The sequence below is a fragment of the Hymenobacter sublimis genome, from assembly GCF_023101345.1.
In the GTDB taxonomy this organism is placed as follows: Bacteria; Bacteroidota; Bacteroidia; order Cytophagales; family Hymenobacteraceae; genus Hymenobacter; species Hymenobacter sublimis.
In genome coordinates, this window is record NZ_CP095848.1 from 1593270 (window position 1) to 1606214 (window position 12945).

The window sequence follows — 12945 nt, forward strand, 5'->3', positions numbered from 1 at the left end:
CGATATAACTCCTTCTTACTTCCCTCTGGTAAGGGCAACGTGACTGAGGCTACCTGGGTAAAGTAAATCTGACGCAGGATGTTGCTTTCAGCTAAAAACGCAAAAATGCAACAGCTAACCGGGTAGCCTCGTTACCAGGCCCCTTGCTCCCCTAGGCCTGGGCGCGTAGTTCTGCAGCTACCCGTGGCACGCCCGTTGTGGCCGGTTCAACAACGAAGTGCAGGTTGGGCCGTGCCGCTACGGGGGGCTGGCTGGGGTCAATGATGTAGATAGGGCAGCCCTGCTGGGTGTAGTTTACTAGGCTGGCCGCCGGATATACCTGCAATGAAGTACCTACCACCAGAAAAACATCGGCAATGGCCGTTTCTTCCATGGCGCGCTGCATCAGCGGTACATCCTCGCCAAACCACACGATATTAGGCCGTAGCTGGTGGCCTTTCTCACAATTCTCGCCCAGCTCAATTCGATCTGCCTCCATGGGGTATACTAACTGGTCGAAATAGGAGCTACGCGACTCAAACAGCTTGCCGTGCAAGTGAATGACGCGGGAGGAGCCCGCCCGCTCGTGCAAATTGTCTACGTTCTGCGTTATTACTACCACGTCAAAGTCCTGTTCCAGCTCAACCAAGGCGCGGTGCCCGGCGTTGGGTTGGGCGGCGCGGGCCGCGGCCCGGCGCTGGTTGTAAAACTCCAGTACCAAACCAGGATTCTTGGCCCAGCCTTCGGGAGTAGCCACATCCTCAATGCGGTGGCCTTCCCACAGTCCATCGGAGCCGCGGAAGGTAGCCAGTCCACTTTCCGCCGAAATTCCTGCCCCGGTTAGGGCTACCAGTTTCTTTTTCATGCCAGTCAGGGTTACGTAAACAGAGACGTGACTTGCCGCCCGTGGGTTTAGGGCACCGGGTGTACAATCGGCTTCGTCCTTACTCAAACCTTCCCAACTCGTCGCGGCTAAACGTCCACTCCGGGGTGTTGACGTCGTCTCGTTCAGGGTCTAGCAAAAACCAGGCGCCCGCACCAACCCGCGGACCCGCTTTCAACACGTGCATTTGCTGGGCGGGCATGTAGCTTTGGGCCAGCAAGGCCTTGCGCCGACCCGTCTGGAGCTCCACGGCTACATCTAGTACCAGTACTGCATGGCCCGGCGAGCCGCCCTGAATTAGCACGTCGCCGGGTTGCACCTGGGCCAGCGGTACCGGGCGTAGCTCCCGGCTCAAAGAAAGGGTGCCAGCGTACGTAAAAATCTGGTCGAGGTAGCGGCGGAAAGTCGCGTGGTCGGGCTTTTCCGCGGCCTTTGGCACCTGCTCTACCTGCGGGCCCACCACCCGAAATCCACGCCCGGCATACCAATCCCGAAAGGCAATGTCATGCCCGCTGGTGAGGTGAAAGTGCACGAGGTCAGGGTTCTGGCTAAATAGGTACTCGGCCCGCAACCGGATAACGGCATCCGCGCATTGCTGCAGGTCACGCGCCCCCACGTCCAAGTCGAGCACGGCGGCGTGCACATCTTGGCGGTTCTTGAGTTTACCCGTGTGCAGGCGCACGGACGTTCCGACGGGCAGCAAGGGCAAATACCGCAGCCAGTACGCAAACGAACCAGGCTGCACAGCTGTTCGCTCATAGCCGGGCGGGGGCGGAAAGCGGGCGGCCAGCGTCTGGTTGGTTTGGTAGCGCCCCACCGGGAGCCACGGATACGCGGGTGGCGGTGCAGGCACGGCTGCTACCCCAGGCTCGGAGACAGGTACGCTAAAAGGCGGAAGCAGGGTAGTACATCCCAGCGCCAAGGTGCTTAGTAATAAGGCACACTTCATTTGGTTGATACTATCTATGTTATTCGATATAACGAGGCTTGGTACCCTGTATTGGATACTGAGTTAAACAAAAAGGCCCGACTGAATCCAGCCGGGCCTTTTATGTAGTAATCACCGCTTACTTCACTTTGCCAGTGGCTTTCTTGGCGGCAGTGCCAGCAGGCTTTTTCGCCGCTGGTTTCTTGGCCGCGGGCTTCTTGGCAGCGGGCGCTTTGCGCGCCGGCTTGTCTGCTTTGTCTTCCTTATCAGCTGCTGGTGCCGCTTTTTTAGCGAAGCGGCCGCCTTTAGCTGGCTTATCGGGGGTAGCGTCGGCTAGTTCCAGGCAGCGTTCCAGGGTCAGCTCGGCCGGCTCTTCGCCCTTGGGAATCTTGACGTTTTTCTTGCCGACCACAATGTAGGGCCCGAAGCGGCCATTCAGGATCTGCACGTCCTCGCGCTCGGGAAACTGCTTGATCAGACGCTCGGCATCGGCCTTACGCTTGGCCTCAATCAAATCAATGGCTTCCTGGGCCGTAATCGTGTGCGGATCCTGCTCTTTGGTGAGCGAGTAGAACTTGCTGTCATGACGAATGTAAGGACCGAAGCGACCTAGGGCAGCCGTCATGTCCTTTTCCTCGAACTGGCCCACGATGCGGGGCAGTTTGAACAGCTCCAGCGCTTCTTCCAGCGTGATGCTCTCGATAAACTGACCTTTCCGCAGGCTGGCGTACACAGCCTTTTCCTCCGAGCCTTCCTTGGGCTCGATCTGCACGTAGGGACCAAAACGGCCCAGGCGTGCCGTTAGTTTCTGGCCCGTTTCCGGGTGCACGCCAATTTCGCGGGTGCTTCCTAACGTGCTGCGCTCAATGTCCTGGCCGCGCTCCACCGTCTCGTGAAACGTGGTGTAGAAACCGGCCAGCATGTCCGTCCACTGCTCTTGGCCGTCGGCAATCCGGTCAAACTCATCCTCCACTTTCGCCGTGAACTGATAGTCCACAATGACGGGGAAATGCTCTACCAAGAAGTCATTGACCACCATGGCCGTATCCGTGGGAAACAGCTTGGCCTTATCGGCGCCGTAGGTTTCGGTTTTTACTTCCGTTTTCACCGTGTCGCCCTCCAACGTCAGCACGTGAAACTTGCGCTCCTTACCCTCACGAGTGTCTTTTTCGACATAGCCGCGCTTTTGAATGGTGCTGATGGTCGGCGCGTAGGTAGAAGGCCGGCCGATACCCATTTCCTCCAGCTTCTTTACCAGCGAGGCTTCCGTGTAGCGAGCGGCAGGGGCGGCGTAGCGTTCCGTAGCCCGCAGTTGCTGCAGGGGCAGCTCCTGGCCGACACTCAGGGGCGGCAGCCCGCGCGAGAACGACGATTCCCCGTCCTGCTCCTCGTCGTCCTTCGACTCGGCATACGCCTTCAGGAAGCCTTCGAAGGTAATAACTTCTCCCGTGGCCGTAAGGGCTACCCCCGGCTGGGTACTGATGCTGATGGTTGCTACCGTGCGCTCAATCACGGCGTCGGCCATCTGTGAGGCCAGGGCCCGCTTGCGGATCAAATCGTAGAGCCGTTGCTCCTGGGAGTCGGCGCCCGCTTTCACCAAAGCAAAATCTGTGGGCCGAATAGCTTCGTGCGCTTCTTGGGCCGAGGCCGACTTGGTTTTAAACTGCCGGGTCTGGGCGTATTCTGCGCCGTAAGCAGCCGTAATAGCTACCTGGGCCGCTGCCAACGCATCCTGCGACAGGTTCACCGAGTCGGTCCGCATGTAGCTGATTTTGCCCGCTTCGTAGAGCTTCTGGGCCACACTCATGGTCTGGGCTACGGAGAAACCCAGCTTGCGCGAGGCTTCCTGCTGCAGAGTAGAGGTAGTAAAGGGCGGCGCGGGGCTACGCTTGCCGGGCTTCTTCTCCAGATTATCAATGCGGTAGGCCGCATTTACGCAACGGGCCAGGAAAGCTTCAGCTTCTTCGCGGGTTTTAAACCGGGTCGGCAGCTCGGCTTCTAGTACTGCGCCGCGGCCGGCATCAAACTTCGCTACTACCCGGTAGGCCGAGGATGTTTTGAACTGGCTGATTTCCCGCTCGCGCTCCACCACTAGCCGCACGGCCACGGATTGCACGCGCCCAGCGGAAAGACCAGTTTTTACTTTTTTCCACAGCACGGGGCTCAGCTCAAAACCTACCAGCCGGTCGAGCACCCGTCGGGCCTGCTGGGCATTCACCAAGTTCAGGTCAATTTCCCGGGGCGTGGCAATGGCATTGAGAATAGCATTTTTGGTGATTTCCCGAAAAACGATGCGCCGGGTTTTGGCGTCGTTCAGGTTCAACGTTTCCGATAAGTGCCAGGAAATAGCCTCGCCCTCCCGGTCATCGTCACTGGCCAGCCATACGGTTTCGGCCTCCTTGGCCAACTTCTTCAACTGGCTGATTATCTCCCGCTTATCAGCCGATACCACATAGGTAGGCTTAAAGCCGTTGGCAATATCAATGGCGTTATTATCCTTGGGTAGGTCGCGGACGTGGCCGAAGCTCGACTTGACCACGAAATCCTTGCCCAGATAGCCCTCAATTGTTTTGGCCTTAGCAGGAGATTCGACGATGACTAGATTTTTGACCATAGGGGTGGGATACGCTAGGCTTGTTTCGGTAGGAAACGGTCGGGACAGCGCAAAAGTTGAATTTTGCCGCAAAGATGCTGGAATAATCCGGCGCAGCAGTAGCCGGGTAGGAATATTGGCCTAGCTGGCGTCTTAACCAAGGAATACAAGGGACCCCAACGGAAGGCAAATCGTTCAGATTCCGCGGGTTACTGAATACCCTGAAGTTTTTAGCAGGAATTGTGACCAGACAACTCTATTTGCTACCTTTGCACGTTCTGGAACCCTGCTATCTGGGGTTCCGTTTGTGCCTCGCCTTGCTTCGGCAGGTTTCGCCACCATACCCAGTTTATGGCTTCAGCTAAGACGCCCAGAAACAACCGCCCGGCTCCCGCCGCTCCGGACACGCTAGAAGAATCAACCCTCGTCACTGACTCGGCCGATAATGGTACTGGTCCGGTGCAACAGAGCAGCAACCTCACCCGCAAGCGGGGAGCAGCTAGCTCCGTAAGCTATACGGCCCAGGACCCGGATTATATCAACGACCAGCTTAACCGGGTGCTCTACGCCCTCGACGCCTTTAAGAAGGGCGACGTGTCGGTGCGCCTAACGAAGCAGAACGACGACATTTTCGCGGAAATTGCCGAAGCCTACAACTCCATGGTGGAGATGATTGGTGGGGTAGGCGGTGAGGTGTCGCGCATTTCGAAGGTGGCCGGGGTTGAGGGTAACCTCAAAGCCCGGGCCTCAGCCGATAATGCCGCTGGCTTCTGGCGCGACATGATTAACAACATCAACGGCCTAGTGGATAGCATTGCCGTGCCGGTGTTGGAGGTAGGTAAAGTATTGAAGAACATCAGCAAAGGAAACCTGGACGAAACCTTCCAGATTCCGGTGTCAGGTGACTTCAAGGTGATGGCCGAAACCATCAACAAGACCATCGACAACCTGAACCTATTCGCTGGCGAAGTAACCCGCGTGGCCCAGGAAGTAGGTACCGAGGGTAAGCTCGGCGGCCAGGCTTCGGTACCAAACGTGGGTGGCATCTGGAAAGAACTAACGGACAACGTAAACTATATGGCCTCGAACCTGACCTCTCAGGTGCGAGACATTGCCAACGTAGCTACTGCAGTAGCTAAGGGTGACCTGACCCAGAAGATTACGGTAGACGTAAAGGGCGAGCTGCTGCAGCTGAAGCAGAACCTGAACCAGATGGTGGACTCGCTCAACCTGTTCGCCGGCGAGGTAACCCGCGTGGCCCAGGAGGTAGGTACGGAGGGCAAACTAGGCGGCCAAGCCAGCGTGCCTAACGTAGGCGGGGTATGGAAGCAGCTGACGGACAACGTAAACACAATGGCCTCGAACCTGACCTTGCAGGTGCGAGACATTGCCAACGTAGCTACTGCGGTAGCCAAAGGCGACCTGACCCAGAAGATTACGGTAGACGTAAAGGGCGAGCTGCTGCAGCTGAAGCAGAACCTGAACCAGATGGTGGACTCGCTCAACCTGTTCGCCGGTGAGGTAACCCGCGTGGCCCAGGAAGTAGGTACGGAAGGCCGCCTTGGCGGCCAGGCCGTAGTACCGAATGTGGCCGGCGTGTGGAAAGAACTGACCGACAACGTAAACTACATGGCCTCGAACCTGACCTTGCAGGTACGAGACATTGCCAACGTAGCTACTGCGGTAGCCAAAGGCGACTTGTCGCAGAAGATTACGGTAGACGTAAAGGGCGAGCTGCTACAGCTGAAGCAGAACCTGAACCAGATGGTGGACTCGCTCAACCTGTTCGCCGGCGAAGTAACCCGCGTGGCGCTGGAGGTAGGTACCGAGGGCAAGCTCGGCGGCCAAGCTAGCGTGCCTAACGTCGCGGGTGTATGGAAAGAACTGACCGACAACGTGAACTACATGGCCTCGAACCTGACTTTGCAGGTGCGAGACATTGCTAACGTAGCTACCGCTGTAGCCCGCGGCGACTTGAGCCAGAAGATGACCGTGGATGTGAAAGGAGAAATCCTGGAGCTGAAGAACATCCTCAATCAGATGGTGGACTCGCTCAACATCTTCGGTGACGAAGTAACCCGCGTGGCGCGTGAAGTAGGTACGGAGGGTAAGCTCGGTGGCCAAGCTGTAGTGCCCCGCGTTGGTGGAACCTGGAAAGAGCTGACGGACAACGTAAACACGATGGCCTCGAACCTGACGCTGCAGGTGCGAGACATTGCTAACGTGGCAACCGCCGTAGCCAAAGGTGACCTGACCCAGAAGATGACGGTGGATGTGAAAGGCGAGATTCTCGACCTGAAGAACATCCTCAATCAGATGGTGGACTCGCTCAACATCTTTGCCGGCGAGGTTACCCGCGTAGCCCGCGAAGTAGGTACCGAGGGTATACTGGGTGGTCAGGCCAATGTGCCCAGCGTTTCGGGTACGTGGAAAGACCTCACGGACAACGTAAACACGATGGCCTCGAACTTGACCTCTCAGGTGCGAGACATTGCCAACGTGGCCACCGCCGTAGCTCGCGGCGACCTAAGCCAGAAGGTAACGGTAAACGTACGCGGCGAGCTGCTCCAGCTGAAAGAAAACCTGAACCAAATGGTGGACTCGCTGAACACGTTCGGCGACGAAGTAACCCGCGTGGCCCGCGAGGTAGGCACGGAAGGCCGCCTCGGTGGTCAGGCCGTAGTACCGAATGTGCGTGGCACTTGGAAGGACCTGACGGACAACGTAAACACCATGGCTGCCTCGCTGACCTCCCAGGTACGAGACATTGCCAACGTAACCTCCGCCGTAGCCCGCGGCGACCTAAGCCAGAAGGTATCGGTAGACGTAAAAGGCGAGCTGCTCGACCTCAAGGACAACATCAACGTTATGGTGGACTCCTTGAACATCTTCGCCGGCGAAGTAACCCGCGTGGCACTAGAAGTAGGTACGGAAGGTCGCCTCGGCGGCCAGGCCAACGTGCCCAGCGTAAGCGGGGTATGGAAGGAACTGACCGACCGGGTAAACACCATGGCCTCCAACCTCACCACGCAGGTACGGGGTATTGTGAAGGTAGTAACGGCCGTATCGCAGGGTGACTTGACCCAGAAGCTGACCTTGGATGCCAAGGGTGAGGTAGCCGACCTGGCCGAAACCATCAACCGCATGGTGGACGACCTGAACCGTCTGGCGTCGGAAGTAAGCCGCGTGGCTCGCGTAGCGGGTGGCGAAGGCAAGCTGACGGAACGCGCCACGGTAACGGACGTGTCGGGCTCCTGGAAAGAACTGGTGGATACGCTGAACGCTCTTATTGAATCCATTGCCTCCCCGGTACTGGAAGTAAGCCGCGTGGTACGAGCCATTTCGGAAGGCGACCTGCAGCAGCAGGTAGAAATCGAAACCACCGGCGACATCCGCGCCATGGCCGACGCTCTGAACCTCGCCGTAGACAACCTCAACGAACTGCTCGGCGAGATTAACGAGTCCTCGCAGATTGTAGGGGAATCGTCGGAGGAAATGGTGGTGAAAGGGCAGGAGATGAGCCGGGTTACGGTTGACGTGGCCCTAGCCATGCAGCAGATGGCCGAAGGTGCGCAGAACCAAGCTCTCAAGACCGACCAAGCCTTCAAGCTGATCGAGGAGATTATGCAGGCTACCAAGGAAACGGCTGGCAAAGCCGATGTTGGTATCAAAGCCGCTATTCTTGGTGAGCAAACCTCCCAGTTGGGTCTGAAGACGGTAGCGGAAGTGGTAAAAAACATGGAGGAAATCAGCTCGGCAGCCGCCCAGACCTCCAAAACCATTGAAGTACTAAGCACTCGGTCCCAGGAAATCAGCAAGTCGCTGGGCGTTATTACCGACATTGCCTCGCAAACCAACCTGCTGGCTCTGAACGCCGCTATCGAAGCAGCCCGCGCCGGGGAAGCCGGCCGTGGTTTCGCGGTAGTAGCCGAAGAAATCCGCAAGCTGGCCGAAGGCTCTCGTAAGTCGGCCAGTGAAATTGCTACCCTGGTAGAAGACGTTAAGAAAGATACGACCTCGGCCGCTACGGCAATTAGCACCATGGAAGGCCGAGTACTCAAGGGTAAGAACGCTACGTTCGAAGCCAGTTCGGCCTTTAAGAACATTGCCACCAGCAGCGGCGAAACGCTCCGCACTTCCCGTGACATTCTAACGGCCACCGAGGTACAGAAAACCTCGATTGGCGACGTGGTAAAGTACGTAGAAGAAGTAGTAGCCATTGCCGAGCAAACGGCCTCCGGTACCCAGCAGGTAGCCAGCACCGCCAAGCAGCTCTCCACGAGCATGCAGGAGCTGACCACCAGCAGCCAGAACCTGACCGACATTGCCGACGACCTACAGCTTGGCCTGTCCGCCTTCCAGCTGATGGAAGACTTGCAGCCGGAGCCCGAGCCGGAGCCAGAACCAATTCGTCGGCGGCCGCTGATGCGCCGCTCTACTCCGGCTGCCCCTGCTGCCGCACCCGCTACCCGGCCCAGCCGTCGGGGCACCGCGTCAGCTGTTACAACGGAGAAATCAGCCCCAGCTACCGCCCGCAAAACGTCGCGCCGGGCCGCTGCGGCCACTCCCGCTGCTCCGGCAGAAACGGCCGTTGCTGATCAGTCTGCCTCACCTGTGGTAAAAGATAACCGCCGCCGTAAGGACCGCAAGAAAGAGGCGCCCCAGCCGTCAGCTGATGCCCCGGCACCTTCGAAGGCTCGGACGGCTAAGAGCAAGAACAAGTAAGCATTTTCTCTAACCGCGCCCCCAGGCTGCCCCTACCGGGTGGCCTGGGATCCGCGCTACTTTTTCAGGCATGCCTGAGTCCGAAAAGAACGTCAAACAGGACCCTATCATCCAGCTGATTGTTTTCCGCCTGGGTGAAGAAGAGTATGGGATTCGCATCGAGCAAGTGAAGGAGGTAACCATTACCCCTGAAATTGCCCGTATGCCTAAAACCCCCCCTTCGTCAAGGGAATTGCCAACCTGCGCGGCGATATTATTGCCATCATTGACCTGGAAGAGCGATTCAAGCTTCGGTCCAGCCAGGGTGAGATGCCTGCCATGTCATACACAATGGCCATTGAAGCCAAAGAGTATACCATTGGCATCATGGTGCGCGAAGTGCCCCAGCCCTTGTCTATTCCCGTGTCCATCATTGAAAAGGCCCCGGAGTTTATTCAGGACATCAACATTCACGACAAATACATTGAGGGAATTGCCAAGGTCGATGGCCGCATCATCGTGGTGCTCGATATGCTGAAACTGCTTACCCCCTCCGAAATCATGCAGTTGCAGCCTAAAGCGGAATCTTCCGCCGCGGGCAGCCGTACAAAGGCCTAGTCCAAACGTATTGTTCAGCTCCTGTTTTCCTCCTTCTTACTTTCTCCATGAAAAACCGCATCCTCATCGTCGACGACTCTTTCTACATGCGCACGATGCTCAAGAACATGCTTACCGACGCCGGCTATGAGGTAGTGGGAGAAGCCGCAAATGGGCAGCAAGCACTGGAAATGGCGCTGGCAACGAAGCCTGACCTGATTACGCTCGACGTGATTCTGCCCGACAATACCGGCCTTGACGTGTTAAAGGGCATCCGCCAGGAGCAGCCTGAGGTAAAAGTAGTTATGTGCTCAGCAGTAGGCCAGGAGGTTATTGTAAACGAAGCACTGGAAAGCGGGGCTACCGCTTATATCGTTAAGCCTTTCTCGGAGGAGAAGGTGCTGGAAATTGTAGGAAGCGCCCTGCAGGAAACTGATTCTGAGCAAGAGTAGTTTTAGCCCACCCCACGCGGTAAATAAAGTCCGCCTCTCGTAGTAGCTGCTTTTCTTTCTTGTGTCCGCTCTAACTGCTCCTCTCACCTTATTGCTTGGCAACCTGCCCACGTTTGTGCGCACGGAAGTCACCCGGCTCTTGCATACCGATCCTGAACTGGAGGTAGTAGGCGCTGCCGTGGTTACTGACGAGCTGCCCGCCATGGCGCGGCGTTTGCGGCCGGGGGTAGTGCTCATAAGTGAGAATCAGTTATTAGGCTTGGAGCAGCTGCAACGGCACTTTTCGGTCCCTGTACTGCTGTATAGCGCTCAAGCGCCCCTACCCGGCATGCTGCGCGAGGCTGCGCGGCTAGGGGTGTACGATTACATTACGCCTCCTCTGGGGACAGGTAGTGAATTGGCTGAGTGGCGCATGTCTTTACGTCGTAAGCTGCTAGCTGCCAAGCCTTCCTCAGTTCCCGTCCCCAAAGTAGAACCGTCGGTCATTCTGCGCCGCACGGCGGTGCCCTTACCTCCGCGCGGGGTGGTAGTCATTGGAGGATCAACGGGTGGGGCCCCCGCAGTTGAGGCGCTGCTTCGGGAGTTGCCGCTGGGTTTTCCTTGGGCCGTGCTCGTGGCCGTTCACCTGCCTGAATCTTTCACCGATACACTAGTGGAGCGTCTGCGGCGGGCCACCCAACTACCCGTCATGGCTGCTACTAGCGGCATGCGCCTGGAGCCAGGGCGTGTTCTGGTTGCGCCGGGTGGGCGTAACTTAGTTGTGCGGTCGGTAATGGATAGCCCTTGGGTTGGCTGGCAAACTGATTTTGTGGAGGAGCCTGGTCTTGATGTACCTTCCGTGGACATTCTGATGCACTCCGTTGTCCGGGCCGTGGGCCGTAATGTGGTGGGCGTAGTCCTGACCGGGCTTGGGCACGATGGAACCGCTGGAGCTCACGCCATCCGTCAGCACGGCGGCACGGTTGTAGCCCAAGACGAGGCTTCTTCAGCGGTATTTGGGATGCCCAAATCGGTCATCCAGTCCGGTCTGGCATCTGCTGTGCTACCCCTTCCGCACATTGCCGACTTCTTGGTGCGCCACGTGCAGCCCGGAACCACCGCGCGTCGGGGGCGTTCTTCCTTCCTCTCTCAACCCGTGCAGGCGCAATGAAGTCAAGGGAGCAGGAGTACCGCGAAATTTTCATGGCCGAGGCGCTCGAATATTACGACGCCATGAGCCGTCATATCAGCGAGTTAGAGCGTAATCCGACCGACGAGCCAGCACTGAATGAGCTATTTCGGCTCATGCACAACCTCAAGTCCAATGCGCGGGCTATGGGCTACAACCCCATCGGGGAGTTAGCCCACCACATGGAAACCATCTTCGGGCTTATTCGCAGCCGGGAGAAAACCTTTACTGGATCAGTAGTACCCGTTTTATTCACGGGGATTGACACTATCGGCCAAATGATTCGCGCCGTTGGTGAGGATGAGGCGCTGCCGGAAGTAGAGCAACTGCTGGAAAACCTGGACCGTCTGGTGCGCGGTGAGGAGCCTATTCTGGAATCCGGCCCCGAGGATGAAGAGGACGCTAGCCGTAAGCTGGAGCTTTCGGATCTGGTCTACATTCAAATCCGCAAGCTTGACCACCTGCTTAACCTAGTGGGCGAGCTGACCATCGACCGGGACCGGGTGCTGACGCTCAGCCAGGAAATCGGTAATCCGGCGTTGGCAGCGGCGGCCGCTCACCTCTCACGCATTGCCGACGAACTGCAATACAGCGTCATGGACGCCCGTTTGGTAGGTGTCGGTTCCCTATTCAACAAATTTCCGCGGGTGGTGCGCGACGTGGCCAACACGGAAAAGAAGGACGTTGAGCTAACGGTAGTGGGTGAGGACATCCAGATTGACCGCAACATCCTGCAAATCATTACCGACGCCCTGCTTCATCTGGTGCGCAACGCCATTGGGCACGGCCTAGAAACTCCGGAAGAGCGGGAGGCGGCCGGCAAAAGTGCCCAAGGCCACCTGACGTTGTCGGCCCAGACGGAACGCGACGATGTGCTGATTCAGGTGCGCGACGATGGCCGCGGCATTAACGTGGAAAGCGTTCGGCGCAAAGCCATTGAACGCGACTTGGTACCGGCCGCTACGGCTGCTAACCTCGATGATGATGCCGTACGTGGTTTTCTGTTCGAGCCGGGCTTTTCCATGGCCCAGGAAGTAACCGAAATATCGGGGCGCGGTGTGGGGCTGGATGTAGTGAAATTGGCCATTGACTCCTTGGGCGGCCAATTGCGTGTGGATTCAGTACTAGGGGAAGGAACCACCTTTACGCTAGTGCTACCCACTTCCATTGCCGTAAAAGGAGCGCTACTCTTTCAACTGGACCAGCGTAACTACGCTATTCCGCTTATGCATACTGATTCGGTGGTATCCTTGCTGCCGGAAAATTTCAACGTAGTAGGAGGCGTGCTACTGACCCGAGTTCAGGACGAAAACGTTCCGGTCGTGTCGCTACGCCGCTTGCTGCATAACGGTGACGGACCGCTAGCGCCCGCTACCAAAGCTGATCTACATGGTCGTCAAGACATAATCATTGTCAACTACAGTAACCGCCGGCTGGGCTTGATAGTCGACCGGTTTTTACGCCAGCAGGATATCGTGGTAAAACCCATGAGTAAACCGCTGGATACCATTGACTTGTTTGGGGGCGTTACCTTATTGGGAAGCGGGCAAGTGTGCCTGGTGCTCGATGTGCCGGCCCTAACTCGACTATTTCTGGCCAAACGACCGTAACTCACGTATTGCAGACTTGTGGCGGCCGACT

General features: G+C 57.5%; 7 protein-coding genes and 1 pseudogene. 5 read left to right on the top strand and 3 right to left on the bottom strand.

Translation table 11 applies throughout. The annotated features are described in order from the left end of the window. Positions 1 to 151: 151 nt before the first annotated feature. The 3 genes from MWH26_RS06720 to topA form a co-directional block, all read right to left on the bottom strand. Positions 152 to 844: an SIR2 family NAD-dependent protein deacylase gene (locus tag MWH26_RS06720; RefSeq protein ID WP_247976600.1), complete on the bottom strand. Its 693-nt coding sequence runs from the start codon at positions 842 to 844 to the stop codon at positions 152 to 154. 79 nt (positions 845 to 923) lie between these two features. Then, positions 924 to 1715, bottom strand: a complete 792-nt coding sequence (locus MWH26_RS06725; protein ID WP_247976601.1) for a DUF4846 domain-containing protein — start codon at positions 1713 to 1715, stop codon at positions 924 to 926. 214 nt (positions 1716 to 1929) lie between these two features. Then, entirely contained in the window at positions 1930 to 4404 is a 2475-nt protein-coding gene (gene topA, locus MWH26_RS06730) for a type I DNA topoisomerase (RefSeq protein ID WP_247976602.1), read from the bottom strand. 330 nt (positions 4405 to 4734) lie between these two features. Between topA and MWH26_RS06735 the strand changes: the two genes are divergently transcribed. The 5 genes and pseudogenes from MWH26_RS06735 to MWH26_RS06755 all read left to right on the top strand — a co-directional run bounded on the left by MWH26_RS06735 (position 4735) and on the right by MWH26_RS06755 (position 12914). After that, positions 4735 to 9108, top strand: a complete 4374-nt coding sequence (locus MWH26_RS06735; protein ID WP_247976603.1) for a methyl-accepting chemotaxis protein — start codon at positions 4735 to 4737, stop codon at positions 9106 to 9108. Between the two features lie 70 nt (positions 9109 to 9178). Then, positions 9179 to 9705: pseudogene (locus tag MWH26_RS06740) on the top strand (chemotaxis protein CheW). 47 nt (positions 9706 to 9752) lie between these two features. Beyond that, positions 9753 to 10136 (top strand): response regulator, encoded by a 384-nt coding sequence (locus tag MWH26_RS06745; protein ID WP_244695839.1) that lies wholly within the window; start codon positions 9753 to 9755, stop codon positions 10134 to 10136. 61 nt (positions 10137 to 10197) lie between these two features. Further along, a complete protein-coding gene (locus MWH26_RS06750) occupies positions 10198 to 11286 on the top strand; it encodes a chemotaxis protein CheB (RefSeq protein WP_247976604.1) in 1089 nt (362 codons plus the stop codon). Further along, positions 11283 to 12914, top strand: coding sequence for a chemotaxis protein CheA (locus tag MWH26_RS06755; protein ID WP_247976605.1), 1632 nt, complete (start codon positions 11283 to 11285; stop codon positions 12912 to 12914). The genes MWH26_RS06750 and MWH26_RS06755 overlap by 4 nt, the downstream gene beginning before the upstream one ends. The last annotated feature ends 31 nt before the right edge of the window (positions 12915 to 12945 follow it).

Coding starts and splice junctions, on each gene's coding strand:
- MWH26_RS06720 (WP_247976600.1), bottom strand. CDS start 844: ATGAAAAAGAAACTGGTAGCCCTAACCGGGGCAGGAATTTCGGCGGAA.
- topA (WP_247976602.1), bottom strand. CDS start 4,404: ATGGTCAAAAATCTAGTCATCGTCGAATCTCCTGCTAAGGCCAAAACA.
- MWH26_RS06735 (WP_247976603.1), top strand. CDS start 4,735: ATGGCTTCAGCTAAGACGCCCAGAAACAACCGCCCGGCTCCCGCCGCT.
- MWH26_RS06745 (WP_244695839.1), top strand. CDS start 9,753: ATGAAAAACCGCATCCTCATCGTCGACGACTCTTTCTACATGCGCACG.
- MWH26_RS06755 (WP_247976605.1), top strand. CDS start 11,283: ATGAAGTCAAGGGAGCAGGAGTACCGCGAAATTTTCATGGCCGAGGCG.